The sequence below is a fragment of the Asanoa sp. WMMD1127 genome (genome assembly GCF_029626225.1).
In the GTDB taxonomy this organism is placed as follows: Bacteria; Actinomycetota; Actinomycetes; order Mycobacteriales; family Micromonosporaceae; genus Asanoa.
The window spans coordinates 7,728,475-7,754,673 of the sequence record NZ_JARUBP010000001.1 but is presented as its reverse complement, the minus strand read 5'-3'; the positions used below and the strand labels follow the sequence as shown (position 1 = coordinate 7,754,673).

The window sequence follows — 26,199 nt, the reverse complement described above, 5'->3', positions numbered from 1 at the left end:
TTCAGCTCACCTCCTTGGGCAATGTGAATCGCAGGACTTCCGGATCCGTGGCCGGCTCCACCACGGTGAGGGGTCCGAGTCCGCTCAGGCAGTCGACGACCTCGTCGACCAGGGTGGGCGGCGCGGACGCGCCGGCGGTGACGCCGATCTGGCGCACACCGGTGAGCAGGGGCAGGTCGATGTCGGCGGCGTGGTCGACGAGCCGGGCCGGCACGCCTTCCCGCTGCGCGACCTCGACCAGGCGGAGCGAGTTCGAGGAGTTGGCCGAGCCGACCACCAGCAGCAGGTCGCAGCCGGCCGCGATGTCGCGTACCGCCCGCTGGCGGTTGGTGGTGGCGTAGCAGATGTCGTCGCTCTTCGGCGCCTGGATCTCCGGGAACCGCGACCGGAGCACGTCGGCGATGGCGGTCGCCTCGTCGACGGCGAGGGTGGTCTGCATGGCGTAGGCGACGTTGCCGGCGTCCCGGGGCGCCACCCGGGCGGCGGCCGCGGCGTCCTCGACCACCACCACGTCGGCCGGGGCCTCGCCGACGGTGCCCTCGACCTCTTCGTGGTCGGCGTGCCCGATCAGGAAGACGGTGGCCTCGCGGGCGCTGTGCCGGCGCACCTCGATGTGCACCTTGGTGACCAGCGGGCAGGTGGCGTCGACGACCCGCAGGCCGCGCGCCTCCGCCTCGGCCCGCACGGCGGGGGAGACACCGTGTGCCGCGAACACCAGCACGCTGCCGGGCGGCACCTCGTCGACCTCCTCGACGAAGATGGCGCCGCGGCCCTCCAGGTCACGGACGACGTGCGTGTTGTGCACGATCTGCCGGCGTACGTAGACCGGGGCCCCGAACTTCACCAGCGCCCGGTCGACCACGTCGATGGCCCGCTCGACGCCGGCGCAGAACGACCGCGGGTTGGCCAGCCGCACCTCGCGCGCGCCGGTGGCGTCGGCCCAGGCGTCCAGCGCTGGCGCGATCCGCCGCAGCCGGCGCAGCGCGCGCACGCCCCGGCCGACGGTGCCCGGCCGCAGCAACGGTCGGTCGGCGGTGTCGACGACGACCCGGACCACCGCGAACGGCCCTTCGGTCGGCGCGAGCCAGATCGACTCGGTGTCGACCGCCAGCGCCCCGGTCGCGGCCAGCCGGCGCCGCGCCGCACGGCCGGCCACCTTTCGCGCGGAGGCGATCGGGCCGAGGTGCACCACGAGGCCGAGCCGGCGGAGCTCCGCCGCGAGCAGCGGGGCCGACGGGCACGCCCGGACGCTGCCGTCGGGGCCGCGTACCTCGGTGGCCACCACCACGTCTCCCGGTCGCACCCCGGCGTCGAGCCCGCCGCCGACGCCGGCCACGAGCACCGGTCGCCCGCCGAGCCCGCCGGAGGCGCGGAACGCCGCGGCCGCCCGCCGGGGACCCATGCCGACCCGCAGCACCGCCGTGTGGGCGGCCCGCAGCGCCCGGCGCTCGACGCCGAGGGCGACACAGATGACCGGCGCGTGCCGGTGAGGTCCGGTCACGTGACGTCCAGGTAGCGGCCGAGCGCCGTGATCGGGAAGACGAGCCGGTAGAGGTGGTAGTTGATGTAGAAGTCGCCCGGGAAGCCGGTGCCGGTGAAGTGGTCCTCGTCCCAGCCGCCGTCGCCGCGCTGCGTGCCGATCAGGTGGTCGACGCCGGCCCGGGTCGCCGGGTGGTCGGTCTCGCCGGCCGCGAGCAGCGCGAGCAGCGCCCACGCGGTCTGCGACGGGGTCGAGGCGCCCTTGCCGGCCCAGTTCGCCGGGTCGTCGTAGGAGCGCAGGTCCTCGCCCCAGCCGCCGTCCGGGTTCTGGTGCGCGACCAGCCAGTGCACGGCGGCCCGGATGGCCGGGGCGCCGGGGTCGACGCCGGCCGCGACCAGGGCCGGCACGGCCGCGCCGGTGCCGTAGACGTAGTTGGCGCCCCACCGGCCGAACCACGAGCCGTCGGACTCCTGATTGCGCAGCAGCCAGGTGACCCCCCGCTGGGTCACCGGGTCGGCGGCGCGGCCCTCGACGGCCAGCATCTCCACGACGTGCGCGGTGACGTCGGCCGACGGCGGGTCGATGACCTCGCCGAAGTCGCAGAACGGCAGCTTGTTGGCGAGCGTGCGGGTGTTGTCGGCGTCGAACGCGCCCCAGCCGCCGTCGCCGGACTGCATGCCGGCCGTCCACTCGACGCCGCGGGCGACCGCGCCCTCGATGTCGGCCCGCAGCGGGTCGTCGATCGGCAGCCCGGCCGCGACCCGGCGCAGCGCCAGCACGATCTCGGCGGTGTCGTCGGTGTCGGGGTAGAGGTCGTTGGCGAACTCGAACGCCCAGCCGCCGGGAGCCAGCCCGGGCCGGCGCACCGCCCAGTCGCCGGGCACCGCGATCTCCTCGGCCAGCAGCCAGGTCGCCGCCCGGCGGACCGCGTCGTCGGTGGCCGGCACGCCGGCGTCCAGCAGCGCCACCAGCGCCAGGGCCGTGTCCCAGACCGGCGACTGGCAGGCCTCCAGGCGGCGTACCCAGCCCGCCTCGGTCTCCTCGCGGATCGTGAACGCGTCGAGGCCCGCGAAACCGGCCTTGAGCGCCGGGTGTTCGAGCGAGTAGCCGAGCAGGTGCAGGGCGAGCAGCGAGTAGACCCACGGCGGCTGGATGCCGCCCCACGAGCCGTCGGCCTCCTGGCGGGCCAGGATCCACTCGGCGCCGCGGCGCTGCGCGAGCTCCCGCAGCGGCCGGATCGCGTGCCGGCCGTAGAGCTTGAGCACCCGGTCGGTGCGCTGGAAGAAGCCGCTCCAGCTCCACAGTGGCGCCGACCGCGGCGGCCGGGCGCCGGTGCGCAGCTCGTCGATGCCGATCGGCAGCGGGCGCACCGGGCGCAGGCTGCCGACGATGGTCAGCGGCACCACGGTCTGCCGGGCCCAGCACGCCCAGTCGTAGACGTTGAGCGGGAACCAGCGCGGCAGGAAGATCATCTCGGGCGGCAGCTCGGGCAGGTCGTCCCAGGACCAGAGCCCGAACAGGGCCATCCAGATCCGGGTGAACACCCGGGTGCGCTCCAGGCCGCCCATCTCGCGGATGAAGGCGCGGGCGCGGGCCATGTGCGGCGCGGCCGGGTCGTCGCCGGCGAGCTTCAGCACGACGTACGCCTCGACGGTCGTCGACAGGTCGCCCGGCCCGCCGTGGAAGTTGGCCCAGGTGCCGTCGTCGCGCTGCTGTGAGCGGATCCAGCGGGCCGCCTCTTCGGTCTCCCGCTCGGTGCGGATGCCGAGGAACTGCCGCAGGAGCAGGTCCTCCGCGTCCATCGTCACGTTGGTGGCGAGCTCGCCCTTCCACCAGCCGGCCGGATCCTGCCGGACCCGCAGGTGCTCGACCGCGGCGGAGAGCGTGGCCGCCACCGACCGCGGCGCCTGGTCGAGCGGGTGCGTGCCAGTGACGGTCGTAGTCATGAGTCCCGGTCCACGATGAACCTCCCCAGGGCCATCAGTTCCGTGCGTGCTTCCTCGTCGATGTCGACGGTGGACAGTGCCTTCTCGGCCAGCGACATGCGCTCGCGCGCCTCGGAGAGCGCCCACTCCCGGCCGCCGGCGTTCTCCACCAGGTCGGCCGCCCGGCGCAGCGCCGGGTCGTCGTGCTCGCCCGGCTCGGCCAGCCAGGCGGCCAGCGCGGGGCCGTGCCGCGGGTCACCGAGCGTGTAGCTGACCGGCAGGGTCTTCTTGCGCGACCGCAGGTCCGAGAAGACCGGCTTGCCGGTCACCGCCGGGTCGCCCCAGATCCCCAGCACGTCGTCGACGAGCTGGAAGGCCAGGCCGACCTGGGCGCCGAAGGTCTTCAGCGCGGTCTCCACCGACTCCGGCGCGCCGGCCAGCACGGCGCCGATCGCCGCGCTGGCGGCGAGCAGGGAGCCCGTCTTTCCGCTGGCCATGTCGATGCACTCGTCGAGCGTCACGTCGTCGCGGGTCTCGAACGCGACGTCCTGCACCTGGCCGCGGGTCAGCTCGCGGGTGGTGGCGGCGAGCAGGAGCCCGGCCCGGGCGGCGTACGGCGTGCCGGCCTCGAGCACCACCTCGTGCGCCAGCGCGAGCAGGGCGTCGCCGGTCAGGATGGCCGTGTCACCGCCCCAGACGGCCCACACCGTGCGCCGGTGCCGCCGCTCGACGTCGCCGTCCATCAGGTCGTCGTGCAGCAGCGAGAAGTTGTGGACGAGCTCGACGGCGACCGCGCCGGGCAGCCCGACCCGGGCCGGCGCGCCGGCCGCCTCCGCGGAGAGCAGGGCCAGCGCCGGCCGGATCGCCTTGCCGCCGTTGGCCTCGCCGGGCGTGCCGTCGGCCGCGCACCAGCCGAGGTGGTAGGAGGCGGCCAGCCGGCTGGTCGGGTCGAGCCGGGCGATCGCGGCCCGCAAAGCGGGGAGCAGATGCTCGCGGCTGCGGTCCAACGCTGGCAGCGTCTGTGTCATGCCGGCACCCCCTGACGCCTCTGCGGGCCGGCGGCGGCGGGGCGCCCGGCCCTCTTGTCCACAGTGGATGCATCGAGGGCGGCGTCGGCGGCCGTGTCGCCGCTACGCACGGCACCCTCCATAGTGGCCGGCCAGCCGGTGTCCGTCCATGCCCCGGCCAGGAAAAGGCCGGGGACCGCGGTCACCGCCGGCGGCCGGAGACGCTGCGAGCCCGGGGCCGCGCGGAACGTCGCCGTGCGTTCCCGGGTGACGAAGAAGTCGTCGACGGTGGCCTCCGCCAGCGCCGGGAACAGCGCCAGCAGGTCCGGGAACAGCAGCTCGCGCAGGCGGGCGACGGGCAGGTCGACCAGCTCGGCGGCGGCCGACAGCGAGACCGCCAGATATTGCGCGCCCGGCCGGCGCGCGGCCAGGCCCGACGACGCGGTGCGGTCGAACACCCACTGGATCGGCGTGCCGACGCCGGCCACGAACGGCTCGGTCAGCACCGGCCGGTCGAGCACGAGGTGCACGTTGACGATCGGCGAGACGTCGAGGTCCGCGGCGGCCACCTCGGGCGCCAGCTGGTGCGCGGCGGCCGGCGGCACCGCCAGCACCACCTGGTCGGCGGTCAGGTCGTCGGCGTCGCGCAGGCGCACCGTGAAGCCCGGCTCGACCGCCTCGACCTTCGTGCCGGTGCGCACGGTCACGCCGGCCTCGGCCAGCGCCTGCTCCGCCGCGGCGCCGTGCAGCTCGCGCAGCGGCACCGTGGCCCAGCCGATGTCGGCCGCGTCGTTGTCGGTGAGCAGGCCGACCTGGAACACCATGGCCGCCAGGGCCAGCGACGCCTCGTCGGCCGGCACGTTGAGCGTGGCCAGGCCGACGAGGTCCCACATCGCCCGCACGGTCTGCTCGTCCTGCCCCTGCTCGCGCAGCCAGTCGCCGAAGCTGCGCTCGTCGAGGGCCGGGTCGGTGCGGTCCAGCGCCTTCATCGCCAGCGCCGCCCGGGTGAACTTGAGCCGCTGCACCGGGTTGAGCAGCCGGTAGCCGAGCAGGGCGCCGCCCAGGTGCAGCGGCGCGGGCAGGCCGTTGCGGCGCAGCCGGGCCTCGCCGACCCCCGGTTGCCGGACCGCGATGTCGAGCCGGTCCTGCAGGTGGGTCTGCCCGGTCACGCCGAGCCGGTCGAGCAGCGCCCGGTAGGCGGTGCAGCAGCGCAGGAAGACGTGCTGGCCGTTGTCGACGTCGAGGTCGCCGCGGTGGAACGAGTAGGTCAGGCCGCCCAGCCAGGGCTTGGTCTCGACGAGCGTCACCCGGCGGCCCGCGTCGGCCAGGCGCAGCGCGGCGGTGATTCCGGCGAGCCCGCCGCCGACCACCACGACGTCGGCGCGGGTCATGACGCACCCGCCAGCGCGCGGACCGCCACGGTCGCCTTCTGCCAGCCGGTCAGCGACAGCCGCCGGTCGTAGACGAGCCGCGGGTTGGTGGCGATCTGCTCGAGCAGCCGGCGGTAGATGCCGGACATGGCCGCGGCGCACGCGGCGCTGCGGCGGTCGAGCAGGGGGAGCAGGCGCAGGCCGCGCTCGTACCAGAGGCGCGCGCGTTCGGCGGCGAACGCGATGAACCGGGCCAGCGAGCCGTCGCGGTCGACCAGGTCGCCCTTGGCGTCGAGGGCCAGCCGCACCCCGAACCGGTGCAGGTCCTCGCTGGGCAGGTAGATCCGGTTGTTGGTCAGGTCCTCGCGGATGTCGCGCAGGATGTTGACCTGCTGCAGGGCGATGCCGAGGGCGTCGGCGTACTCGCCGGCCCGCGGGTCGGCCCGCGAGCCGAACACGCCCAGGCAGAGGCGGCCCACCGAGCCGGCCACGCACCGGCAGTACGCGACCAGCTGCTCGAACGTGTCGTACCGGGTGCCGTCGAGGTCCATCTGGACGCCGTCGACCAGCTCGCCGAACGCGCCGACCGGCAGCGGGTAGCGGCGGGCGGTGTCGGCCACCGCGACCAGCACCGGGTCGACGCTGCGGTCGATCTCGGACAGCTCCGCCTTGAGGCCGGCCAGCGCGGTCGTCTTCTGGGCCGGCGGCAGGTCGCCGTCGCCGATGTCGTCGATCCGCCGGGCCAGCGCATACACGGCGCAGAGGCTGGTGCGCTTGGCCGGCGGCAGCAGCCGGATGCCGTAGTAGAAGTTGCGGGCCTCGGTGCGGGTGATGGCCTCGCAGGTCTCGTAGGCGGAGGTGAGCGTGTCGACCGTCATCGGGACATCACCCCCTGGCCCAGCGTGGCCGCGACGGCCTGGGCGAGGATGTCGCGTTTCTTCGGCCGTGGAGTTCGGGCGAGCACGTCCCAGTCGGCCCGGCGCAGCGCGTAGAGGGTCGCCCGGCCACCGGCCACGTAGCCCGTGACGGCGAGCCGGCCCCAGCCGCGCAACCGGCGCAGCAGCGGCAGGCCCTGGTCGAGCAGGGCGCCGGCCCGTTCGGCCTCGAACCGGACCAGGCGGCGCACGGAGGGGTCGGCCCGCGGGGCGTCGAGGTCGGTCGGGCGTACGCCGAACTGGTCGAGGTCCTCCAACGGCAGGTAGATGCGGCCGTTGCGGCGGTCCTCGGCGACGTCCTGGCAGTGCTCCACGATCTGCAGCGCGGTGCAGATCCGGTCGGACAGCTCCGCCAGGCGGGGATCGTCGGCGCCGAAGACCCGCAGCACGATCCGGCCGACCGGGTCGGCGGAGAGGCGGCAGTAGCCGACCAGCTCGTCGAACGTCCCGTAGGCCGCCTTCTCCTGGTCGAGCAGGTTGGCCGCCACCAGGTCGTGGAAGGGCCGGGCGTCGAGTCCACACGCGACGACCGTGGGACGCAGCCCGCGCAGCACGGGGTGCCGTGGCTCGCCGCCGCCGAACAGCTCGTCGATGTCCTGGTCGAACGCGTGCAGGGCGGGGCGGCGGTCGCCGTGGCCACGGTCGCCGAGGTCGTCGATCACCCGGGCGACGTCGTACACGGCGAGCAGGTGCTCCCGGTGCCGCCGCGGCAGGATCCGCAGTGCCACCGGAAAGTTCTCGGCTTGCTCCTTGGCGCGCAGGTACGCGTCGCCGGCGCCCGCCGGGTCAGGGAGGGAGGTCATGTCCGCCATGCTGCCCCGTCGCCGGTCGGCCTGGTGGGACTCGACGACCATGACGGCCGTCACCTCGCTCGATTGATCCCCCTGTATCGAGCCCATCTTGTGGTGCTGCCCCCTTCGTCCGCGGTGCTCAGGCCACTCGCGGCGATCGCCATCGATCGGACTCGTATCGCCGGCCCGTGGGTCTGGTGCGCCGGTTAGCTCATATCTTTACGGACAGGTATGCCTTCTTCGCGGAAAACAGGCCAGAATGGTCCAAATTCCTCGCTTGATCTGGTCCGTGGCCGGGCCTGCGCGGCACCCGACCGCCGGGCGAGCTCGTCGATGACCGCCACCATCGCGGTGGCCAGGCGATGCGCGTCCGCGCCGAGGGCCGGGTCGACGCTGACCCCGATGTCGAGCCACCGGTCCCAGCCGATGACGCCGACGGCGAACGGAGCGCCCGGCGCGAGTGGCGCCACGGGGTGCACCCAGTGCACGGCCCCGCCGGCCAGCCGGTACGCGCCAGCGGGTCCGGCCAGCACGGCGACGATGCCCTCGAAGGAGCGCTTCCCGTAAACGACCTTGGCAAACCACCGCTGGGCCGGCGGCGGGAGCACCCCGCTCGCGGTGCCGACGACGAACCGGGCGGCCATCGCCCGGGTGCCCGAGCGCAGCCGGTCGCCGCGCCGGGCGGTCTCCCGCAGCCGCTCGACCTCGTCGTCCGGGGCCAGCGGCAGGTCCATCAGCACGGCGGTGCTGTGCGGCAGGGCGACGCGGACCTCCGCGCCGGCCACCCCGGCGGGCAGCAGCTGCCGCAGCGCGCCGGCGCCGGCCGCGCGCAGCACGTCGTCGACCTCGACGCCGTACCCGTGTGCCGCCGCGCGCACCACCGAGGCGGGCACGCGGGACATGCCGTAATCCCGGTCCCGCGGCGCCCCCGACGGCAGCGCCCGCCGGGCCGGACCCTCCCGCGCGAGCTCGGCCAGGCCCGTCACGACCGCGCCGGCCCGCTTCAGCGCGCTCCGCCGGGGCGTCTCGGCCGGCTCGGGCACCGGGTCGAACAGCTCCGTGGTGACCGTCCCGGCGGACAGCGCGTGGTGGGTGAGCAGCACGACGGCGATCTCGCCGCGCGCCACGCCGGTGACCGTCCAGCACCGCCACAGCGGGCGGTCGCGCGGCAGGGGAGCGCGCTGCAGGCAGGCGACGAACGCCTCCAGCTCGGCCGGGCCGCTCACCGCCTTGACCGGCAGGTGCCAGCCCCAGTCGAGGTCGCCGGCCGGCGCCCAGCGGGGTCGTCGCCAGAAGCTCCCCTCGGCCACCCGGTGCCGGAAACGCGGCAGCCGGTCGAGGGCCGCCCGGAACCGGGTCTCGAGCTCCGCCCGGTACGCCGCGCCGGCCCTCTCGTCCCGCAGCACGATCACGTGGCCGGCGTGTTGCGCCGCGCCGCTGGTGGTCTCGGCGTGCAGCGCGAACGCCTCGGTCGGCGTCAGCCGCGGTCGCCGCGTCCCGGGCTTGTCGGTGACCAGGGTCAGCAGGCCGATCGAGACGAGCGTGACCAGGGCGCCGCCGACCGCGTCGAGGATGTAGTGGTTGGCCGTCGCCATGATGACGGTCGTGGTGGTGGCGACGTAGAGCAGGCAGATCGCCTTGACCCACCAGCGTCCGGCGAAGATCGAGCTGACCACGATCGTGAACCAGACCGCCCACCCGACGTGCAGCGACGGCATGGCCGCGAGGTGGTTGGCGTCGGCGGTGTACGGCGAACCCCACGAGCCGAACGTGCCGCCCTGCGTGACGGTGTCGACGAAACCCTCGCCGGGAAGCAGCCGCGGCGGCGCGGCCGGATAGATCGCGAAGATCGAGATGCCGATCAGGTTGACCAGCACGAACCCGCTGCGGGCCCAGCGGTACCACGGTGACCGGGTCAGGTAGAGGATGATCAGCAGCCCGAACGAGGTGGTCACGTAGCCGAACGCGTACTCGTAGTTGGCCAGCACCGACAGCACGTTCTGCGGCGCGAGCCAGGCGTTGAGCGGCCGCTCGACGTCGATGTGCAGGAACTGCTCGAAGTTCAGCAGGTCGCGGCCGTGGGCCAGGGCGATTCCCTCGCGGGACAGGCCGCCCCCGCGGGAGATCCCGACATAGAGGGCGACCACGGCCGCGAGGATCGCCAGTTCGCGGACGAGCCGCGGTCGGGGGCGCTGCGCGCGCACGTCGGCCGCGGCCGGCTCGGGCCCCTTGTTCAGGTGCACACTTCCAGGTTGCGTCGCCGCCCCCGTTTCCGGGCCGAAACGCGTAGCTCGGGCCTGCGCTTCCGCCCGTCAGTGGCTCGTCTGGGGCCTGGGAGGGCCGTGCGATCGGCCGGCCTGGGCCCCGTACTGCTCCTCGCGGTCGTCCCGCACGCTCGGGGAGTGCGCGAGGCCGATCGCTCCAGCCGATATCAGCACGGCTGCGATCAACAAAGCTGTGAGCTGCGTCGCACTTTGCGGAAGTGTGACGTTGAACGCAAAGATACCGATCAGGTAGCTCGCCACCGGATTGGTGATGTTCATCGCGGCCACGGCCGGAGGGAGCGAACCGGCCGCGAACGCCCCTTGCTCCAGGAGCAGGCCGGTCAGGGTCGAGGCGGCCAGCGCGTAGCCGGGCCAGTCCGTGGCCGTCGCGGCGATGCCGCGGTGCACGAGGTCGTCGACCGTCAGGCTGAGCGCAACCGCGCTGTAGGCGAAGCAGAGCCCGGCCGCGATCGCCACCAGCGTCGAGTGCAGCTCGGGCCGGCGCCCGGTGGCCGCGCCGATGATCAGCACGACGGCGACGGCGACGACCAGGCCGGCCAGGATCGCCCAGCCCCGGTTGGCGATGTCCGCCCGCGGCGCCACACCGCGGACGCTGAGGAACAGCGCGAGGCCGCCGCAGATGAGCGCGGCCGACGCGAGGTCGCGCCAGTTGGGCTTGCGGTGCCGCAGCGACAGCGACAGCGGCAGCGCGAACAGCAGCTGGGTGACCAGCAGCGGTTGGACCAGCGCGACCGAGCCGAAGTGCAGGGCGGCCGCCTGCGCGCCGAATCCGAGCAGGTTGGCGCACCAGCCGATCAGCCAGAGCGGCCGGCGGAACAGGCCCCGGATCAGCCGGAGCAGCGAGACGACGACCACGACGTGCTTCGGGGCGTTGGCCTCGCCCGGGTGCGCCGGTGCGTAGTCGCTCTCCCGGGCCGCGTGTTGCTGGAGTGCGGCCGAGGTGCCGAAGAGGAACGCTCCCAACACCGCGAAAGCTACCGCGAAGGCCACACCCGATCCCTACGTCACGCCACCGTTCTTTCTCCGTACAGGCCCTCCGTCGAGCTTTGCACAGCATCGACCGGCAACTGCCCTAACTGCCGCCGAACCGGCTGGCGAGGGCACGGTAGGCGCCGGGAAGAGTACTCCGGACCGCGACCGGGAGCCGGAGCCACCCGGGTCGATAGAGTTCCGCGCCACCCGTCGCGATCAGGCGCGCGAGGTCCCGGCCGACCGGTTCGGGGTCGATCGGGGCGGGTCGCTGCCGGCCGTACGGGCGACCGCGGCGCTCGAAGAACCGGGTGTCCACGACACCGGGCACCAGCACGCCCACCTCGACGCCGGTCCCGCGCAACTCCAGCCGCAGGCTCTCCGCGAACCCGTCCAGCCCCGCCTTGCTGGCCGCGTAGACCGCCTCGCCCGCCACCCCGGTTCGGCCGGCGATCGAGGTCACGTAGGCGAGGTAGCCGGCGCCCCGCTCGCGCATGCCCGGCAGCAGGGCCCGGGTCAGCGCGATCGGGGCGGCCAGGTTGACCGCGAGCAGCCGGTCCCGGTCGGCGTCGCTCATCTCCTCGAACGGGCCCGCCCAGCCGGCGCCGGCGTTGGCCACCAGGATGTCGACCCGGCCCGCCCGGTCCAGGGCCGCCCGACCCAGCTTCTCCGCCTCGCCCGGTGTGCCGAGGTCGGCCACCAGCGCGTGCCCGTCGAGCCGGGCGGCCAGCGCCTCGAGCGCGGGCCGGTCGCGACCGTGCACGATCACGTTGGCGCCCTCGGCGGCCAGGGCCAGCGCGGTGGCCCGGCCGATGCCCGACGACGCGCCGGTGACCAGGGCGACCGCACCGGAAATCCGCATGCACCCCATCTTCGGGTACGACGGTCCACCGCGGACGGAAACCCTGCGCGGCCTGTCGCCCGCCGTTAATCTCCGTTGCATGCCCGCCACCCCGCGCAGCAGCACCGACGTCGTCATCGTCGGCGGCGGCCTCGCTGGGCTGGCGGCGGCCCGCCGGCTCGACCGCGCCGGCCTCGACTGGGTGCTGCTGGAGTCCGCCGACCGGCTCGGCGGCCGGGTGGCCACCGACGTCGTGGACGGCTACCGGCTCGACCGCGGCTTCCAGGTGCTCAACACCGCCTACCCGCGGCTGGCCGCGCTGGTCGACTACGCCGCGCTCGACCTGTGCTACTTCACGCCCGGCGTGCTCGTCCGGCGCGGGTCCGAGCTGGTCCGGCTGGCCGCGTCGGTGCGGCCCGGCGTGCTGGGCGCGTCGCTGAGCGCGGCCACCAAGCTCGGCTCCCGGCTCGACCTGGTCCGGTTCGGGGCGCTGGTCGGGCGCTACGCCACGCTGCCGCCGGCCCGGCTCCTCGCGGCGCCGGAGACCACCGCGGAGGTCGCGCTGCGCCAGGCGGGGCTGTCCCACGCGTTCGTCGAGGAGCTGGCCCGGCCGTTCCTGTCCGGCGTGCTGGCCGACCGTTCGCTCGAGACGTCCAGCCACGTGCTGGCGATGATCGTGCGCTCGTTCGCCCGGGGCCGCATCGCCGTGCCGGCGGCCGGGATGGGCGCGCTGCCCGCCGCGGTGGCCGCGCCGCTGCCGGCCGAGCGGCTGCACGTGTCGGCGCCCGTCGGCGCGGTGGCGCCCGGCACGGTGCAGCTCGTGGACGGTCCGGCGGTGCGCTGCCGGGCGGTGCTGGTCGCGGCCGCCTCCCCGTTGGTGCCGTCGGTGCCGCTGCCGCGGATGCTGGCGCTGACCACCTACTACCACTCCGCCGTCGAGCCGCCGCTGGCCGAACCGACGCTGGTGCTCGACGGCGACCGGCGGGAGCTGGTGGCCAACACCGTGGTCATGTCGGCCGCCGCGCCGGGTTACGCGCCGGCGGGGCGTGCACTGGTCGCCACGTCCGTGGTCGGGCCGAACCCGCCGCCGGAGCCGGTGGTGCGGGCCGAGCTCGGCCGGCTCTACGGTGTCCCGACCGACGGCTGGGCGCACCTCACCACGGTCGAGATCCCCGCCGCGCTCCCGGCCGCGCCGCCGCCGCAGGGTCGGCTGCGGCAGCCGGTCGCCGTCGGCGACGGGCTCTTCGTCGCCGGGGACCACCGCGACAGCCCGTCCATCCAGGGCGCGCTGGCCAGCGGCTGGCGTGCCGCCGGCGCGATCGTCCGCTCGCTCAGGTGATCTCGACGGCCACGGGGCCGATCCGGAGCGTGCCGTCGTCGAGCGGGCTGCAGCGGATGCCGCCCCGGCCGCGCAGGGCCTTGAACGCGCCCGGCCCGACCGTCACGTCCATCCAGGCGCACGGGTTGGCCCGGCGGCGCACCGCCAGGCGGACCGGCCCGCTGCCGGAGTCGAGGCTCAGCACCCGGCCGACCAGGTCGTCCACGGCGATGCCGGCGACCAGGATGTTGCGGCGCACCTGGGTCAGCCCGATCCCGGGCGGCAGCGACTCCTGCGCCATCACGGTCACCGCGGCGTCCCGGTGCGCCGGCCGGGCGAAGTAGCGGTCGCCGACGACGCCCAGCCCGGCCCGGATCTCGATCTGGTCGACGAGTTCCCCGGGCGGCGCGGGCGCGGGTCCGTCCGCCGGCCGGCCTTCGAACCTGTGTGCGGGTGAGGCCAGCAGCGCCACGATCTCCGGCATCCTCGCCAGTTTGGCATGCCCTGGTCCGGCGGTGGGTAGAAGGAACGCCGTGGACGCCTTGCGGATGCGCTTCGAGCACGGCCCGGCCGCGGGCGCGGCCCGCCGTGCGGTGCGGGAGGCGCTCGACCGGTGGAAGCTGGGTCACCTGGCCGACGACGCGCTGCTGGTGACCACCGAGCTCGTGCAGAACGCGGTCGTGCATGCCGGGGACGGTGGGGTGCTCGTGGTCCGCCGCAGCGCGGCCGGCCTGCGGATCGAGGTCGCCGACGAGAGCCGTGACGAGCCGACGGTGCGGCCACCGGACCCCCAGCGGGTCGGAGGTCGGGGGCTGTCGCTCGTCGCCGCGGTCGCCCGAGCCTGGGGCACGCTGCGCAGCGGCCAGACGGGCAAGATCGTCTGGGCCGAGCTGGCTGCCTAGCCGGGGTTCTCCGACACCCACAGGCAGAACGGGTGTCCGACCGGGTCGAGCATGACCTTCACGTCGTCCTGCGGCTGGAAGTCGGCGACCTTGGCGCCCTGTTGCTCGGCCCACGCGACCGCCGCCGCCAGGTCGCGCACCTCGACGTCGAGGTGCACCTGCATCTGCTGGTCGCCGTCGCCGGCCGGCCACACCGGCGGCACGTGGTCGGTCTCGGCCTGGAACGACAGGCCGATCCCACCGCCGGGCGCCTTGAGCGTGACCCAGGTCGGCTCGTCGGAGTTGCGCGGCCAGCCCAGCAGACGCTCGTAGAAGTCGGCCAACTGGCGCGGGTCGGGTGCGCCGAGCACCATCCCGTTGGGACGCAGGAACGGTCGGTCCATGGCCGGACCCTAACCCGCGGCCCGGCGCCCCGCATCCCAGGCGGCGCGCGTCAACGCGTAGGCGACATCGCCCTGCTCCGAGCCCTCGATGACCTCGGGCCAGTCGGTGGTGAACTGGCGGACGAACCGCAGGCCGGCCTTCTCCAACACCCGCCGCGAGCGCGCGTTGACGGTCATCGTGTCGGCCACGATCTCCTCGACGCCAAGGTCACGGAAGCCCTTGTCGACGAGCGCCCGGGCGCCCTCGGTCGCATAGCCGAGCCCCCACACCTCCCGCCGCAGCCGATAACCAAGATCGGCCACCGTCGACCGCGCACCGCCGACGGGCCGTAGCGCGAACCAGCCGACGAACCGGCCGGTGGTGCGTTCCTCGGCCGCCCAGCAGGCGGGGCGGCCGCCGAAGGCCGGGAAGCCGCGCATCATGTCGGGCAGCGTCCGCTCGCGGATCATGGCGCGGTCGGCCGGCTTGCCGCCGTTGATGAAGCGCATGACCTCGGGGTCGTCGTGGAGCGCGTACACCTCCTCGACCTCGTCGGGGGAGCCGGTGAAGTCGCGCAGGACGAGCCGGTCGGTGGTCAGGAAGGCCATCCGGCGATGGTGCGCGCCCGTTTCCACCGGCGCGACCGGTTTTCCGGACCCCGCCAACTGTCGGCTTCGTGTCTGCTGTGGACTGTCGCCGGTGGCAGCATCGCTTCCGTTCCGGGGAGGGGGCGTCATGTGGCGCAGGATCGTCGCCGTGGTCGCGGTCGTCGGGCTGGCACTCGGGGTGGGGGCCGGGCCCGCCTGGGCCGACCATGACACCGCGCACACGATCGAGCAGATGACCGCGCACTACCGGGACCCCGGTCTGGAGGTGCAGAACCGGCCGTTCGCGCTGCTTTACCTGCGGACCACCGAGGGGATGCGCGACGCCAACGCGGCGGGGGAGTTCTCGGCGCCGGAGTTCTGGGACCGCGAGGTGATCCCGACGTTCGCGGCCTACTACCTCGACGCGTACGCGGCCTGGGAGCGGCACCGGCTCCACGACGTGCCGCCCGCCTGGCGGATCGCGTTCCGCACGAAGCCGGAGCGGCTCACCTGCACGCAGATGATCTATCTCGGGATCAGCGCGCACATCAACAACGACCTCGCGTTCATGATCGAGGAGATGGGGCCCGGTTACACGTACGCCGATCACAAGCATGTCGACGACGTGCTGGTCTTCCGTACGCGACCGGTCGTCTATCCCGAGATCCAGCGTGACCTGTGCCCGGGACTGTTCGGCGAGACGGTGCCGCCGACCGCCGACGTCGACATCTTCGCCTGGCGCGAGCTCGCGTGGCGCAACGGTCAGGCGCTGCTGGCCGCGCCGGACGAGCGGGCCCGCGACGCGATCGCGCGGCAGATCCGTGACCACGCCCGCGACCAGGCGCGCGCGATCCTCCGCTGGCACCGATAACGCTCGATCTGCGGCATCCGCCGGATCCCCTTAGGGTGAGCTGATCCATCCAGCGACCTCAATGAGGAGGATCCGGTGAGATCGAGGCTTGCCGCCGTCGGGGCCGCCGCCCTGGCCGCCGTGCTGCTCGCGCCACCCGCCGTGGCGTCCGCCGCGGGACCCGGAGCGGCGCCCGGCGCCGACGCCGCCCCCGCCCGGCTGATCTCCGCGCACCCCAGCCCCGAGGAGGTCGGCCGCGCCCTGGCCCGGATCGCCCGGGAGAGCGACGGCCGGGTCCGGCTCGGCGTCGCGGGGCGGTCCAACGAGGGCCGGCCGCTGCGGGTGGCCACCGTCGGGCACGGACCGACCCGGCTGCTGTTCGTCACCCAGCAGCACGGCGACGAGCCGCTCGGCACGCCGGCCGCGGTGCGGGCGCTCTGGGCGCTCGGCGTGCCGAACACCGCGTGGCACCGGTGGGTCCGCAGCCGGGTCACGCTCGACATCGTCGTGCAGGCCAACCCGGACGGTGCGGTCCGCGACCAGCGCTACAACCACGACCCGAGCGCGTCGGGCGACTACGCCGAGCCGGGCGTGGGCTATGACATCAACCGGTTCCACAACCCGCTGACGCCGATCGCGGACAACCCGGTGCCGGAGTCGCGGGCGATCCTGCGCTGGTGGCACGCGCACGAGCCGCGGATCGTGGTCGACTACCACATGCAGGGGCGCTACCTGCAGCCCGACGGACGCGAGACGACGGCGTCGATGCTCTGGCCGACCACCACGCTGGCCGACGCCGCGGCCGTCGACGCCGGGCGGCAGCTGGCGGTGCGCAACTACGACGCGATGACGCACATCGCGCGGGCCAACGTCACGCGCTATCCGGGCGGGGACTACGAGGGGATCGCCCGCAACGCGTACGGGATCCTCGGCAGCGCCTCGCTCCTCGTCGAGCTGTCGAACCTGCCGCCGGACCAGGTGGAGTTCCAGATCCGGTCCGCGTTCGTCTCGATGATCGCGACCGTGCAGGGCGCCGCCGACCGCACGATCTGGCGCATCGACCCGGCCCGCGCGGACACGATCCCGGCCCGCGGTCCCAGCCTGCCCGACGACGCCACGGCAGCCGCCCCCGCGGCCTAGCCCCGAGTAAGGAAGGGACCCTTCTTACCGCTCACCGCATAGGAATGGTCCCTTCCTGACGCGGCTGCGCTGCGGTCAACGGCGCGGCGCGGCGCGGTCGGCGGCTGGCGGCGTGCGTGGCTTGCGGAGTGGCCGGCGGAGAACGCCACCGTGCGGTCGGTGGGTGGCGACGTGCGCGGCCTGCGGCTTGCGGCGTGGCCGGTGGTCACGGTGCAAGGAGGCGCGGTGCGGTCGGAGCTGGGCGGTGCGGTGCGGTCAGCGGGTGGCGGCACCTGGCGCGGTCAGCGGCTGGCGGCGCGGCGGTAGCGGGAGATCGACATCGGGACGAAGATCGCGAGGATCAGGAGGCAGTAGCCGATCGAGAGCCAGATCGGGTGTTCGGCCGGGAAGCCCGTGCCGCGGGCCGCGCCGGCCGGGGCGTTGCCCCACAGGTCGCGCAGGGCGAGCACGATCGAGGAGATCGGGTTCCATTCGGCTACCGGTCTCAGCACCGACGGCAGCGACGAGGTCGGCACGAACGCGTTCGACAGGAACGTCAGCGGGAACATCCAGATGAAGCCCGCGCTCTGGGCCACCTCGACCGACTTCACCGACAGCCCGATCACGGCTGAGATCCAGCTCATCGCGTACCCGAAGAGGAACAGGATCGCGAAGCCCGCGACGCCGCGCCAGAAGCCCTCGTTGATCCGCCAGCCGACGATCACGCCGGTGATGGACATGACGATCACGACGAAGACGTTGTTGATCAGGTCGGAGGACGTGCGGCCGACCAGGACGGCGCCGCGCGACATGGGTAGCGAGCGGAACCGGTCGACGATGCCTTTCTGCAGGTCGTCGGCCAGGCCGATCGCGGTGATGCCGGCGCCGAACGCGACCGTCTGCACGAAGATGCCAGGGATCAGGAACTCGCGGTAGTTGATGCCGGGGGTGGCGATCGCGCCGCCGAAGACGTACGCGAAGAGCAGCACGAACATGATCGGCTGGATGGTCGAGAAGATCACCAGGTCCGGGACCCGTTTGATCTTGAGTAGGTTGCGCTTGGTGACGACCCAGCCGTCGCTGGCCGCCTCGGTCACCATGCTCACGGCGTACCCCCGGTCTCGGCCTGCTGCTCCTCGGCCGGCTGACCGGTGAGCTTGAGGAACACGTCGTCCAGCGTCGGCTTGCGGATCTCGATGTCGACCGGCGTGATGTCTGCGGCGTCAAGCTTGCGCACCGCCTCCACCAGCGCCGCCGTGCCGCGGTCGATCGGCACCGTGATCCCGCGCGCCTCCTCGTCGACCTCAGGCTCGCCGATGCCGACCGAGCGCAGCACGTCGGCCGCGGTCGCGACCTCGTCGTGCTCGACCGTCACCGCCAGCCGCTCGCCGCCGATCTGCGACTTGAGCTGGGCCGCCGTGCCGCGCGCGATGCCGCGCCCGTGGTCCATCACCAGGATGTCGTCGCAGAGGCGGTCGGCCTCCTCCAGATATTGCGTGGTGAGCAGCAGCGTCGAGCCGGCCTTGACCAGGTCGCTGATCACGCCCCACATGCCCAGCCGGCTGCGCGGGTCGAGTCCCGTGGTCGGCTCGTCCAGGAAGATCACCGGCGGGTGTACGACCAGCGCCCCGGCGAGGTCGAGCCGCCGCCGCATGCCGCCGGAGTAGGTCTTGGCCGGGCGGTCCGCCGCGTCCTCGAGGTCGAACTGCGCGAGCAGGTCCTTGGCCCGCTGCCGCGCCTTCCGACGGCCGAGGTGGTAGAGCCGGCCGACCATCTCCAGGTTCTCGTAGCCGGTCAGGTAGTCGTCGACGGCCGCGTACTGGCCCGATACGCCGATGATCCGGCGCACCTTGTCGGGGTGGCCGATCACGTCGATGCCGCCGACCTCGCACCGCCCGGACGTCGGCGTGATCAGCGTGGTCAGCATGCGCACGGTCGTGGTCTTGCCGGCGCCGTTCGGCCCGAGCAGCCCGAACACGGTGCCCTCGGGCACGGTGAGGTCGAGGTCGACCACGGCCGCCACGGAGCCGTAGGTCTTGCCCAGCCGCTCGGCGATGATCGCATCCGCCATCAGCCCACCGTATCCGGACGAAAGCTGCCAGTATGCCCGGTCACCCTTGCTCTGCAGCCAAATACGCAACACCCCGGCTGCGGGGTGTTGCGTATTTGGCTGCAGAGCAAAGCCTGCGTAGGAGCAGAATGACCGCCGTGAGTATCGTGGCCGTGAAGGACATCTGCCTCGACGCCGACGACGCGCCGGCGCTCGCCCGTTTCTGGGCGACCGTGCTCGGCGGCACGCTGGTCGAGGACGACGGCAAGCCGCCCCGGATCGACGGCGTCCGGCCCGGCGACTTCTCGATGTGGGTCAACCCGGTGCCCGAGCCGCGGGTCGGCAAGACCCGGGTCCACCTCGACCTGCGGCTGCCGGTCGCCGACCCGGCGCCGCTGGTGGCGGCCGGCGCCCGGATCGTCCGCGTGCCCGACGCCGAGATCCATTGGTGGGTGCTGGCCGATCCGGAGGGCAACCTGTTCGACGCGTTCCCGCCCCGGGCGGGCGCGTCCCCGGCCGCCGTCGAGGTCTACGAGCTCGTGGTCGACTCCGCCGACCCGGTCGCCCAGGCGGCCTGGTGGGCGTCGGTGACCGGCGGGCGGGTCGAGGCCGGCGGCGGCGGGGCCGCCTCGGTGGTCGGCGCGGCCGGCTTCCCGTGGGACTACTGGGTCTTCGACCCGGTGCCCGAGCGGAAGACGGTCAAGAACCGGCTGCACTGGGACGTCGACCTCACCGCCGCCGATCCGGGCGAGCTGGTGGCGGCCGGCGCCACCGTCCTGCGCGAGCCCGACGACGACATCTCGTGGTGGATCATGGCCGACCCCGAGGGCAACGAGTTCTGCGCCTTCGCCCCCTGAGGCACCATGGACGGGTGCCCGACCCGTTGTCCGCGTTGACCGACCTGGTGGCCGGGGGCGGCGTCGCCGTGCTGAGCGGCGCCGGCCTGTCCACCGAATCCGGCATACCCGACTACCGCGGCCCCACCGGGGCGGCCCGGAAGTTCGCGCCGATGACCTACCAGACCTTCACCCGGGACGCGGCCGCCCGCCGGCGATACTGGGCCCGGAGCCACGTCGGCTGGCAGGTGATGGACCGGGCCGAGCCCAACGCCGGCCACCAGGCCGTCGCCGCGCTGCAGCGGGCCGGGCTCGTGTCGGCGATCCTCACCCAGAACGTCGACGGCCTGCACCAGGCGGCCGGCGCCCGCAACGTGGTCGAGCTGCACGGCAGCATCGACCGGGTGGTCTGCCTCGGCTGCGGCCAGACCACCACGCGGACCGAGCTGGCCGCCCGGCTGCGGGCCGCCAACCCCGGTTTTGCCGCGCTCGTGCTGGGCGTCAACCCGGACGGCGACGTCGACCTCGACGACGCCGCGGTCGAGGCGTTCCGGCCGGTCGACTGCCTGCGCTGCCGGGCCGGCCTGCTCAAGCCCGACGTGGTCTTCTTCGGCGAGAGCGTGCCGGTGGAGCGGGTCGACCACTGCTTCGCGGCCGTGGCCGACGCGCGGGCGCTGCTCGTGCTCGGCTCGTCGTTGACGGTGATGTCCGGGCGCCGGTTCGTGCTGCGGGCGGCGAAGCTGGGCATCCCGGTCGCGATCGTCAACCAGGGCGAGACCCGGGGCGACCCGTACGCCGCCGTCAAGGTCGACGCCCCGCTCGGCACCGTGCTGCCGGCGCTGTCCCGGGCGCTGACCCTCGCTCAGTCGGGCAGCGGGAACTCGCCGTAGGCCGCCCGCCCGGTCGGCCGGTAGACGTTGATCACCGTGCCGACGGCGGTGGTCCGGTGGTGCACCAGCTCCAGCCCGGTCGGGAGGCCCATCACGTCGAACAGCCGCGTCCCGTCGCCGACCACGACCGGGAAGACCAGCAGCCGGTACGCGTCGATCAGGTCGTGCGACATCAGGAAGCGGGCGAGCTCGCCGCTGCCGTGCACCTGGAGCTCGCGGCCGGGTCGCTCCTTGAGCGTGGCCACCGCGTCGGCGAGGTCCTCGGAGATCACCGTGGCCGGCGTCCAGTCGGTGGCCGCCAGCGAGCGCGACGCCACGTACTTGTGCAGGCTGTTGAGCCGGCTCGCGATCGGGTCGGTCTCGTCGGTCACCTGTGGCCAGTAGGCCGCGAAGATCTCGTAGGTGCGCCGGCCCAGCAGGAACGCGTCGGCCCGGTCGAACACCTCGGCCAGGAACGCGTTCAGGTCCTCGTCGGCGTACGGGACGAGCCAGCCGCCCCGGGCGAAGCCGCCGCTGGTGTCCTCCGTCGGCGCGCCGGGACCCTGCATGACGCCGTCGACCGAGAGGAACGTGGTCAACGTCAGCTCCATGGCCGGGTCCTTCCGGGCGGGTTTCGCTCCCTTCGACCCTATTCGCCGGCGGTGCTCACAGGGGTGGTTCCGGCAGCAGCGCGACGAACCCGGCCGCGCCGAGCAGGCAGAGCACCAGCGTGACACCGAGGAGCACGCCGACCCGGCGGAGTGGGGACAGCCGCGCGAACCAGTCCGGCGCGGCGCCGTCCGGGGAAGGGTGGGACATCGGACCAGTGTCGCCGCGGCGGGCCTCGCCCGGGATGGACCGACCCGCCCGTCCACAGTGGCGAGCGGACCGGGCGCGGCAGATGAACGTCCCGTGGCCGGGACCCAACAGGCGGATCGACCGGCTGACAGCCGCCGACCGGTGGGCGCGCCGCCGAATTTAGAGGGACAATCCGGTCATGAGCGACGTTCTGGTCACCGGGGCCACCGGCAACCTCGGCCGCGTGGTGGTCGGCAAGCTGCGCGACGCCGGCCATCAGGTGCGGATCCTCAGCCGCCGGCCGCAGCCGGGCCAGTCCGTCCGCGGCGACCTGCGCACCGGCGAGGGCATCCAGCAGGCGGTCGCCGGGATGGACACGATCGTGCACCTGGCCACGGCGCCGCGCGGCGACGTCGAGGCGACCTCCCGCCTGATCGCCGCGACCCTCGCCGGCCCGACCAGGTCCGGCGGCCCGCACCTCGTCTACATCTCGATCGTCGGGGTCGACCGGATCCCGCTCGCCTACTACGCCGCCAAGGCCGAGAGCGAGCGGCTGATCGAGACCTCCGGGCTGCCGTTCACGATCCAGCGCGCCACCCAGTTCCACAGCCTGCTGCACCGCGTGTTCCACAGCCAGCGCCGGCTGCCCGTGCTGGTCGCGCCCACCGTCGACTTCCAGCCGATCGACGTGCACGACGTCGCGGACCGCATGGTCGAGCACGTGGGCGCCGGGCCGCGGGAGCGCGTGCCGGACATCGGCGGGCCGGAGGTGCGCTCGGCGCGGTCGCTGGCCGGGGCCTACCTGGAGGCGGCCCGCCGCCGGCGCCGGGTGGTCGGTGTCGCGGTGCCGGGCCGGATCTTCTCGGCCTTCCGGGCGGGCGCCCACCTGGCACCGGACCACGCGATCGGCGGCGTGACCTTCGAGGACTTCCTCGCGGAGCGCTTCTAGACGGCGAGCCCGAGCAGGCCGCGGTCCAACCCCACCACCAGGGTCCCACCGGCGTACGCGCAGGACAGCGCGCGATGGTGCACGGGGATCGCGCGTACGCAGCGGCCCGTCACCGGCTCCCAGAGCCGCACCGTGCGGTCGAGGCTGGTGGACGCCACCAGCGCGCGCCCGTCGCCCGCCGGCAGCGCGGTCACGCCGGTCACCGCGGCCGTGTGCCCGCCCAGCACGTGGTGCGGCCGCCCGTCGGCCGGGTGCCACAGCCGGACCGTGCCGTCCGCGCCGCCGGACACCAGCAGGTCGCGGTCGTCGGCGGTGACGCTGCACAGCGCGTTGACCGCGTCGGCATGGGCGAGCTGCTGCCACCGGGTGCCGCCGTCGAGGTCCCAGAGCCGCAGGGTGCCGTCCTCGTCGGCGGAGGCGAGCAGCTCCCGGCCCGCGAGCCGGACCGTGGTCACCGCGGTCACCCAGCTGCGGTGGCCGAGCAGCACCCCGTACGGCGAGCCGTCCCGCGGGTTCCACAGCCGCACCGTGTCGTCGTCGGCGCCGGTGGCGACCAGCACCAGGCCGCCGGCCTCGAGCGCGCAGACGGCGTTGACCCGCTCGTGGTGGTCGGCCAGCTCGGGCCCGGCCGCGCCGTCGCGCAGGTCCCACAGCCGTGCCACGTTGTCGTCGCCGCCGGTCGCGAGCAGCGGGGCGCCGGCGTCCGGCACCGCGCAGAGGGCGCCCACCGCGCCGTCGCGGACAGGCAGCCGCGCCACCGCCGCCCCTGACGCCGGGTCCCAGATCCGCACGATGCCCTCGCTACCGGTCGACGCCGCGGCCACGCCGCCGCGCCAGGGCACCGCGCAGACCGCGGCGACCGCGCCGATCCGGCCCTCGGCGAGCACCGACTCGGGCTGGCGGGTGACCGGGTCCCAGAGCCGGACCGTGCCGTCGTCGCCGGCGGTGGCCAGCAGGTCGCGGTCGCGCACCCGGAGCGCGCAGACCGCCCGGATCCAGCTCACGTCGCCGCGCAGGCTGGGCCGGGCCTCGCCGGTGCGGGCGTCCCACAGGTGCAGCACGCCGCTCTCGTCGGTGGCGGTCAGCAGCACCGTGCCGTCGACCTCGACCGTGCACAGGTCGGTCAGCGGCCCGGCCTGCGGGTCGATCGCGCCCAGCAGGTCACCGGAGAGCGGGTTCCACAGCCGCACGACGCCGTCGTAGCCCGCGGACGCCAGCGCCACCCCGCCGCCGGCCCGCACGGCGCAGAGCGTGGTGGCCCAGCCGTCGTGCGCGACGACCGCGGCCGTGCAGGCGCCGCTGACCGGGTCCCACAGGGCGATCACGCCGTCGAGGCCGGTCGCCGCGACCAGCCCGTGCTGGCCGACCGGCAGGTGGGTGACCGCGGTGGCCCAGCCGCCGAAGCCGGTCAGGGTGTGCACGGCCGTGCCGTCGGCCGGGTTCCAGATGCGCACCGTGCGGTCGTCGCTGGCCGAGGCGAGCAGCGTCGGGCCGCCGGGGACCGGCACGGCGCACAGGTTGCGTACCCAGTCGTCGTGGCCGGTCAGCGTGCGCAGGTGCCCGCCCGTCTCCGCCTGCCAGACGCCGATCGTCCCGTCGTCGCCGGCGGTGGCCAGCAGCGTCCCTGCGCCGGTCTCGACCGCCCACAGGCCGCGTACGCCGTCCGGATGGCCGGCCAGCACCCGCGCCACCCGGCCGGTCAGCGGATCCCAGAGGCGCACCGTGCCGTCGGCGCCGGCCGAGGCGAGGAAGTCGCGCCCGCCCATCGGCACCGCGCAGACGTCGTACACCGCGTCGGAGTGTCCTTCCAGGACGGTCGGGTCGAGCCGGGGCGGGGTGTGCGCCCAGGCGGCCCGGTAGGCGGCCTCGTCGGCCTGCAGGCCGCTGCCCACCCGGTCGATGCGGTCGACCACCGAGAACAGCGCGGCCCGCTCGGCTGGTGCCGCGTGCGCGGCCAGCGGCGTGCGCCGCAGCAGCTCCAGCCGCGCCCGACCTTCCCGCGTGTCGGCCGTCTCGGCCACCGCGAGCAGGCCACCGAGCTCGGCGTTGAGGACGTACGCGTCGTCGTTGAGCAGCGTGTCGACCAGCCCGGCACGCTCGGCGTGGCGGGCCAGGCAGCGCAGCAGGTAGTCGGGTGCGGTCGCCCAGCCGGTCGCGTGCCCGTGGCGGATCCACGAGTAGAGCAGGTCGCGCTCGTCGTCGGCCCGGGCGGCGGTGGTCGCGCGGGCGCCCAGCAGCGCCTCGCCGAGCGCCCGGTGCCGCAGCCGGTGCACCGCCGGCGGGCCGGTCTCGACCAGGAAGCCCGTCGCCGCCGCGAAGGCCGCCAGGTCCTCGTCGGTGACCCGGCCGCCGAGCGCCTCGATCGCGACCCGCCAGAGGGCCAGCGGCAGGCCGGGCGGCTCCGCGAAGGCCAGCGCGGTCAGCGCCAGCCGGGCCGAGGTGGCGCCGGCGGGGGAGACGCCGCCCAGGTAGGCGTCGAGCGACTCGGCCACGGTCGCCGTCGAGGCCAGCCGGTGGGGGTCGACGGCCTCGGCGTCGTTGCGCCCGTGCGCCCCGGCGACCAGCCCGGCGACGAGGAAGTTGCCGCCGGCCAGCGTCGCGATCCGGCGGGCGACCGGCTCGGCCCGGGCCGGGTCCGCATAGGGGTTGTCGGCCCGCACCTCGCCTTCCTGCCGGAGCGTGGCCAGCGCGTGGGCGGCGAGGTCGGCCAGGCTGACGTGCTCCGCCGAGTCGAGGTCGACCACGTCGGCGTCGGCGCCGAACTCGGCGACCAGATCGCCCTGCTCGTCGGCGGGCCGGGTGGCGACGACGACCCGCGCGCCGAGCAGGTCACCGTGCCGCGCCAACGGCACGAGCACGGTGCGGATCAGCTCCCGCGGCCGCACCGCCTCGTCGAGCGCGTCGACCACGAGGTTGAACCGGTCCGGCCGGGTCGCCAGCCGGTCGCGCAGCTGGGCCAGCAGGTCGCCGGGCGCCGCCGGCACGGCGGCCGACGCCGCGACCGCGATCTCGGTGGCCACCTCCAGGGCGCTCTTGCCGGCGGCGTGCACGGCGCAGGCGACCCCGGCGTCGGACCGCTCCTCGGCGGTGGTCACCAACCGGCCGAGGACGGCCGACTTCCCGACGCCGGCCGCGCCGGTGACCACCAGCAGGCGGCCCCCGGGGCCGGGCCGGTCGAGCCAGTCGCCGAACACCCGCAGCACGGCGGTCCGGCCACGGAAGCGGGCGCCCCGGTCGGCCCGGGTCCAGCCCCAGGCGCCGGCCGCGGGCTGGCCGGCGTCGGCGAGCCGCCAGTCGGCCAGCCCGCCGAGCTTGAGCTCGGGGACCGCGTCGGCGAGCGGGACGGCCCGCCCGTCGCCGCCGGTCGTGGCGGCCTGGACGACCAGGCCGACCACGGCCGCGTACTCGGGTGACCACACCGGCGCGCCGACGAACCCCGGAGCCAGGCCCGCGCTGGCCAGCCGGACGTGGCCGGTGTCGAGCGGGTCGCCGAGCGTGCCCTCCGCCGGGCGGCCGGCCGGGTCGTGGTCGGGGAACCCGAACGACCACCAGGGGTGCCCGGCGAGCTTGTCGAGGGGCGGGAGGCGCAGGCGGGCCGGCTCGACGTCGGCGGGCGCCGGCGCCTCGAGGGCGAGCAGCACCACGTCGGGATCGCCGGCCTGGATCACCTGGCGGACCCGGACCCGGCCTTGTGCGGCAAGCGGGAACGCGGCCCAGAGCTCGTCGCGCGGCCGGCCGCCGGAACGTACGACCGGCGCGCAGGTGAGCACCCGGTCCGGTGCGACCAGGACGCCGGCGCCCACGGGAGTCGGGCTGTCCACCGACGAGTGGATCGCCACGACCCAGGGGAAGCGCGCCGGCCCGGTCCTCATCGCTCCTCCCCGCAAAACGCTGATCGCCGCTATGGTGCCCGCCATCGCCATCGACAGGCAATATCGGTCAGTCGCCGAATCGT

Annotated in this window: 24 protein-coding genes; 7 read left to right on the top strand and 17 right to left on the bottom strand. The window is 74.6% G+C overall.

Annotated elements, in window-relative coordinates; translation table 11 throughout:
• Position 1: 1 nt before the first annotated feature.
• The 9 genes from ispH to O7635_RS37060 all read right to left on the bottom strand — a co-directional run bounded on the left by ispH (position 2) and on the right by O7635_RS37060 (position 11,624).
• Complete coding sequence (gene ispH, locus O7635_RS37100) at positions 2-1,501, bottom strand: 4-hydroxy-3-methylbut-2-enyl diphosphate reductase (protein ID WP_278085154.1); 1,500 nt, start codon at positions 1,499-1,501, stop codon at positions 2-4.
• On the bottom strand, positions 1,498-3,426 hold the full coding sequence (shc, locus tag O7635_RS37095; RefSeq protein ID WP_278085153.1) for a squalene--hopene cyclase: 1,929 nt from the start codon (positions 3,424-3,426) through the stop codon (positions 1,498-1,500). The genes ispH and shc overlap by 4 nt, the downstream gene beginning before the upstream one ends.
• Positions 3,423-4,433, bottom strand: a complete 1,011-nt coding sequence (locus O7635_RS37090) for a polyprenyl synthetase family protein (RefSeq protein ID WP_278085152.1) — start codon at positions 4,431-4,433, stop codon at positions 3,423-3,425. Before O7635_RS37090 ends, shc begins: the two co-directional genes overlap by 4 nt.
• On the bottom strand, positions 4,430-5,803 hold the full coding sequence (hpnE, locus tag O7635_RS37085) for a hydroxysqualene dehydroxylase HpnE (RefSeq protein ID WP_278085151.1): 1,374 nt from the start codon (positions 5,801-5,803) through the stop codon (positions 4,430-4,432). The genes O7635_RS37090 and hpnE overlap by 4 nt, the downstream gene beginning before the upstream one ends.
• Positions 5,800-6,660 (bottom strand): presqualene diphosphate synthase HpnD, encoded by an 861-nt coding sequence (gene hpnD, locus O7635_RS37080; RefSeq protein ID WP_278085150.1) that lies wholly within the window; start codon positions 6,658-6,660, stop codon positions 5,800-5,802. The genes hpnE and hpnD overlap by 4 nt, the downstream gene beginning before the upstream one ends.
• Positions 6,657-7,520: a squalene synthase HpnC gene (hpnC, locus tag O7635_RS37075; protein ID WP_278085149.1), complete on the bottom strand. Its 864-nt coding sequence runs from the start codon at positions 7,518-7,520 to the stop codon at positions 6,657-6,659. The genes hpnD and hpnC overlap by 4 nt, the downstream gene beginning before the upstream one ends.
• A gap of 194 nt (positions 7,521-7,714) precedes the next feature.
• A complete protein-coding gene (locus O7635_RS37070; RefSeq protein ID WP_278085148.1) occupies positions 7,715-9,751 on the bottom strand; it encodes a phosphatase PAP2 family protein in 2,037 nt (678 codons plus the stop codon).
• Positions 9,752-9,820: 69 nt separating this feature from the next.
• On the bottom strand, positions 9,821-10,783 hold the full coding sequence (locus tag O7635_RS37065) for a DMT family transporter (RefSeq protein WP_278085147.1): 963 nt from the start codon (positions 10,781-10,783) through the stop codon (positions 9,821-9,823).
• An 82-nt stretch (positions 10,784-10,865) separates the two neighbouring features.
• Positions 10,866-11,624, bottom strand: coding sequence for an SDR family NAD(P)-dependent oxidoreductase (locus tag O7635_RS37060; RefSeq protein WP_278085146.1), 759 nt, complete (start codon positions 11,622-11,624; stop codon positions 10,866-10,868).
• 79 nt (positions 11,625-11,703) lie between these two features.
• Between O7635_RS37060 and O7635_RS37055 the strand changes: the two genes are divergently transcribed.
• Positions 11,704-12,942, top strand: a complete 1,239-nt coding sequence (locus tag O7635_RS37055; RefSeq protein WP_278085145.1) for an FAD-dependent oxidoreductase — start codon at positions 11,704-11,706, stop codon at positions 12,940-12,942.
• Here O7635_RS37055 and O7635_RS37050 read toward each other — a convergent pair.
• Complete coding sequence (locus tag O7635_RS37050) at positions 12,935-13,405, bottom strand: molybdenum cofactor biosysynthesis protein (protein ID WP_278085144.1); 471 nt, start codon at positions 13,403-13,405, stop codon at positions 12,935-12,937. The genes O7635_RS37055 and O7635_RS37050 overlap by 8 nt on opposite strands.
• 49 nt (positions 13,406-13,454) lie before the next feature.
• On the opposite strand from O7635_RS37050, the gene O7635_RS37045 reads away from it, so the two are divergent.
• Complete coding sequence (locus tag O7635_RS37045; protein ID WP_278085143.1) at positions 13,455-13,823, top strand: ATP-binding protein; 369 nt, start codon at positions 13,455-13,457, stop codon at positions 13,821-13,823.
• Here the strand turns inward: O7635_RS37045 and O7635_RS37040 are convergent.
• Together O7635_RS37040 and O7635_RS37035 are read right to left on the bottom strand one after the other, a co-directional pair.
• A complete protein-coding gene (locus tag O7635_RS37040; RefSeq protein WP_278085142.1) occupies positions 13,820-14,206 on the bottom strand; it encodes a VOC family protein in 387 nt (128 codons plus the stop codon). The two genes, O7635_RS37045 and O7635_RS37040, sit on opposite strands and share 4 nt — an antisense overlap.
• A gap of 9 nt (positions 14,207-14,215) precedes the next feature.
• Complete coding sequence (locus O7635_RS37035; protein WP_278085141.1) at positions 14,216-14,794, bottom strand: GNAT family N-acetyltransferase; 579 nt, start codon at positions 14,792-14,794, stop codon at positions 14,216-14,218.
• Between the two features lie 127 nt (positions 14,795-14,921).
• Here O7635_RS37035 and O7635_RS37030 point away from each other — a divergent pair, with 127 nt between their 5' ends.
• Together O7635_RS37030 and O7635_RS37025 are read left to right on the top strand one after the other, a co-directional pair.
• Positions 14,922-15,644 (top strand): DUF5995 family protein, encoded by a 723-nt coding sequence (locus O7635_RS37030; RefSeq protein ID WP_278085140.1) that lies wholly within the window; start codon positions 14,922-14,924, stop codon positions 15,642-15,644.
• Positions 15,645-15,719: 75 nt separating this feature from the next.
• A complete protein-coding gene (locus tag O7635_RS37025; protein ID WP_278085139.1) occupies positions 15,720-16,763 on the top strand; it encodes a M14 family zinc carboxypeptidase in 1,044 nt (347 codons plus the stop codon).
• A gap of 281 nt (positions 16,764-17,044) precedes the next feature.
• Here the strand turns inward: O7635_RS37025 and O7635_RS37020 are convergent, their stop codons facing one another.
• Together O7635_RS37020 and O7635_RS37015 are read right to left on the bottom strand one after the other, a co-directional pair.
• Entirely contained in the window at positions 17,045-17,842 is a 798-nt protein-coding gene (locus O7635_RS37020; protein WP_278085674.1) for an ABC transporter permease, read from the bottom strand.
• A gap of 2 nt (positions 17,843-17,844) precedes the next feature.
• Positions 17,845-18,813, bottom strand: coding sequence for an ATP-binding cassette domain-containing protein (locus tag O7635_RS37015; protein ID WP_278085138.1), 969 nt, complete (start codon positions 18,811-18,813; stop codon positions 17,845-17,847).
• A gap of 137 nt (positions 18,814-18,950) precedes the next feature.
• Between O7635_RS37015 and O7635_RS37010 the strand changes: the two genes are divergently transcribed.
• Both O7635_RS37010 and O7635_RS37005 read left to right on the top strand, forming a co-directional pair.
• The gene (locus O7635_RS37010) at positions 18,951-19,649 is read left to right on the top strand and encodes a VOC family protein (protein WP_278085137.1); all 699 of its coding nucleotides are present in this window, start codon (positions 18,951-18,953) and stop codon (positions 19,647-19,649) included.
• Between the two features lie 14 nt (positions 19,650-19,663).
• On the top strand, positions 19,664-20,518 hold the full coding sequence (locus tag O7635_RS37005) for an NAD-dependent protein deacetylase (protein ID WP_278085136.1): 855 nt from the start codon (positions 19,664-19,666) through the stop codon (positions 20,516-20,518).
• Here the strand turns inward: O7635_RS37005 and O7635_RS37000 are convergent.
• Together O7635_RS37000 and O7635_RS36995 are read right to left on the bottom strand one after the other, a co-directional pair.
• Complete coding sequence (locus tag O7635_RS37000) at positions 20,491-21,108, bottom strand: dihydrofolate reductase family protein (RefSeq protein WP_278085135.1); 618 nt, start codon at positions 21,106-21,108, stop codon at positions 20,491-20,493. The two genes, O7635_RS37005 and O7635_RS37000, sit on opposite strands and share 28 nt — an antisense overlap.
• A 55-nt stretch (positions 21,109-21,163) precedes the next feature.
• On the bottom strand, positions 21,164-21,316 hold the full coding sequence (locus O7635_RS36995; RefSeq protein ID WP_278085134.1) for a hypothetical protein: 153 nt from the start codon (positions 21,314-21,316) through the stop codon (positions 21,164-21,166).
• A 178-nt stretch (positions 21,317-21,494) separates the two neighbouring features.
• Between O7635_RS36995 and O7635_RS36990 the strand changes: the two genes are divergently transcribed.
• A complete protein-coding gene (locus tag O7635_RS36990) occupies positions 21,495-22,244 on the top strand; it encodes an NAD(P)H-binding protein (RefSeq protein WP_278085133.1) in 750 nt (249 codons plus the stop codon).
• On the opposite strand, the gene O7635_RS36985 is transcribed toward O7635_RS36990, so the two are convergent.
• Entirely contained in the window at positions 22,241-26,116 is a 3,876-nt protein-coding gene (locus O7635_RS36985; protein ID WP_278085132.1) for an NACHT domain-containing protein, read from the bottom strand. The genes O7635_RS36990 and O7635_RS36985 overlap by 4 nt on opposite strands.
• Positions 26,117-26,199 lie beyond the last annotated feature (83 nt).

Coding starts and splice junctions, on each gene's coding strand:
- shc (WP_278085153.1), bottom strand. CDS start 3,426: ATGACTACGACCGTCACTGGCACGCACCCGCTCGACCAGGCGCCGCGG.
- O7635_RS37090 (WP_278085152.1), bottom strand. CDS start 4,433: ATGACACAGACGCTGCCAGCGTTGGACCGCAGCCGCGAGCATCTGCTC.
- hpnE (WP_278085151.1), bottom strand. CDS start 5,803: ATGACCCGCGCCGACGTCGTGGTGGTCGGCGGCGGGCTCGCCGGAATC.
- hpnD (WP_278085150.1), bottom strand. CDS start 6,660: ATGACGGTCGACACGCTCACCTCCGCCTACGAGACCTGCGAGGCCATC.
- hpnC (WP_278085149.1), bottom strand. CDS start 7,520: ATGACCTCCCTCCCTGACCCGGCGGGCGCCGGCGACGCGTACCTGCGC.
- O7635_RS37060 (WP_278085146.1), bottom strand. CDS start 11,624: ATGCGGATTTCCGGTGCGGTCGCCCTGGTCACCGGCGCGTCGTCGGGC.
- O7635_RS37055 (WP_278085145.1), top strand. CDS start 11,704: ATGCCCGCCACCCCGCGCAGCAGCACCGACGTCGTCATCGTCGGCGGC.
- O7635_RS37050 (WP_278085144.1), bottom strand. CDS start 13,405: ATGCCGGAGATCGTGGCGCTGCTGGCCTCACCCGCACACAGGTTCGAA.
- O7635_RS37040 (WP_278085142.1), bottom strand. CDS start 14,206: ATGGACCGACCGTTCCTGCGTCCCAACGGGATGGTGCTCGGCGCACCC.
- O7635_RS37035 (WP_278085141.1), bottom strand. CDS start 14,794: ATGGCCTTCCTGACCACCGACCGGCTCGTCCTGCGCGACTTCACCGGC.
- O7635_RS37030 (WP_278085140.1), top strand. CDS start 14,922: ATGTGGCGCAGGATCGTCGCCGTGGTCGCGGTCGTCGGGCTGGCACTC.
- O7635_RS37020 (WP_278085674.1), bottom strand. CDS start 17,842: ATGGTGACCGAGGCGGCCAGCGACGGCTGGGTCGTCACCAAGCGCAAC.
- O7635_RS37015 (WP_278085138.1), bottom strand. CDS start 18,813: ATGGCGGATGCGATCATCGCCGAGCGGCTGGGCAAGACCTACGGCTCC.
- O7635_RS37000 (WP_278085135.1), bottom strand. CDS start 21,108: ATGGAGCTGACGTTGACCACGTTCCTCTCGGTCGACGGCGTCATGCAG.
- O7635_RS36995 (WP_278085134.1), bottom strand. CDS start 21,316: ATGTCCCACCCTTCCCCGGACGGCGCCGCGCCGGACTGGTTCGCGCGG.
- O7635_RS36990 (WP_278085133.1), top strand. CDS start 21,495: ATGAGCGACGTTCTGGTCACCGGGGCCACCGGCAACCTCGGCCGCGTG.
- O7635_RS36985 (WP_278085132.1), bottom strand. CDS start 26,116: ATGAGGACCGGGCCGGCGCGCTTCCCCTGGGTCGTGGCGATCCACTCG.